Origin of the sequence: Maribacter sp. 4G9, from assembly GCF_002742265.1 — a bacterium.
GTDB lineage: Bacteria > Bacteroidota > Bacteroidia > Flavobacteriales > Flavobacteriaceae > Maribacter.
Genome location: NZ_MDGL01000155.1, coordinates 1 through 1,197, shown reverse-complemented (window position 1 = coordinate 1,197; position 1,197 = coordinate 1). Strand labels below are relative to the sequence as shown.

2 protein-coding genes are annotated in these 1,197 nt (G+C 40.7%); both read right to left on the bottom strand.

Annotated features, from left to right (window positions below):
- Positions 1-478: 478 nt before the first annotated feature.
- Entirely contained in the window at positions 479-637 is a 159-nt protein-coding gene (locus tag BFP75_RS21920) for a hypothetical protein (protein ID WP_165776517.1), read from the bottom strand.
- A 470-nt stretch (positions 638-1,107) separates the two neighbouring features.
- Positions 1,108-1,197: ATP-binding protein (locus BFP75_RS22160; RefSeq protein ID WP_240531765.1), on the bottom strand; the 90-nt coding region annotated here is incomplete at its 5' end.

Sequence of the window (1,197 nt, the reverse complement as noted above, 5' to 3'; positions counted from 1 at the left end):
CCTCTGCTGACTTCTCCATGTAGCTACACGTAGCTTTGGAGACCTCCCCAGGTAATGGCATCTTCTTTCCCCCGATCCCTGCCGTATCTACATTAATGCATCTTTTGTACTCGTTGGGCGTTACAATGATGTGCTTGCTTACCCATGCATAAATGCCTCATATACGGTTCCTGTTCGTCAGTACCGAGTTTTGTAGTCTCGCTTTCTTCAGATGTAACCTCGCGGTTACCACCCTTGCGACTTACTAATGCTTCCAGACGTTACTCCAGCGCATAAGGGACTTACACCCTCTAAATAAATTCTTATATTGCTATAAGATAAAGATGCCCATACTGGGCACACACAATGTATATAAAAAATAGGCGAAACAGTAATAAAATCAAGGCTTTTGGCTCGTTTCAAAGTTTGTGCTTAACCGAAAGTTTAGTGCTTCGTAATCGCCTACTTTTCATATACTAACCGATGATGTACAATTCACCTAAAGGTGAACCCAAGTCGCTACATTGTCGCCAAAGGCTCCAATTCCCGCCCCTTGGGATTTGTACATCATCGCAGGGCCATGCCAGTTTGCATAATCCGTAGGATGAGGGACCATCCAACCTATCACCTTTAGGCGCCATCGAGGAAAACTGTACATATCAACGGCTATATGCAACCTGGCCACGTTCAACACGTATTTGTAAATTTATCCCAACAAGTTGCGTAAATTTAAAATCCGTAACGTGGCTTCACATAGCCCTGCGTTGTAGGTAAGCTAAAAAAATGAAATTCGACAGTAAAAAAGACATCTTATTTAGTGTTATAATCCTTGGAATTTGCATATTCCTGACAGGGATTATGATTTTGGACGTTGTTAGCGGTAAAATGGAAACGGTAGGATATTGGCCTCTAGTTTTAGTGTTCAGCGTTGTCGGACTACTTCTGTGGTTATATTTCGGGACAAATTATGAATTATCAAAAACGGACGGATTGATTTATAGAAGTGGACCTTTTAACGGAAAAATAAATACGGACTGGAAAGGACGGTCAAAGTGAACCACTAAAAACGGATTAAAGTGAGCATAGCAAACTAAGTGCTCAAAATCGATTCCATTGTGGTTAAATTTACTATTTATTTATTTGTTTTTTACGCATTGATTCTCCCTTTATATTGATTCTATGTGCGGTGTGAACCAGTCTATCTAAAATGGCATCTGC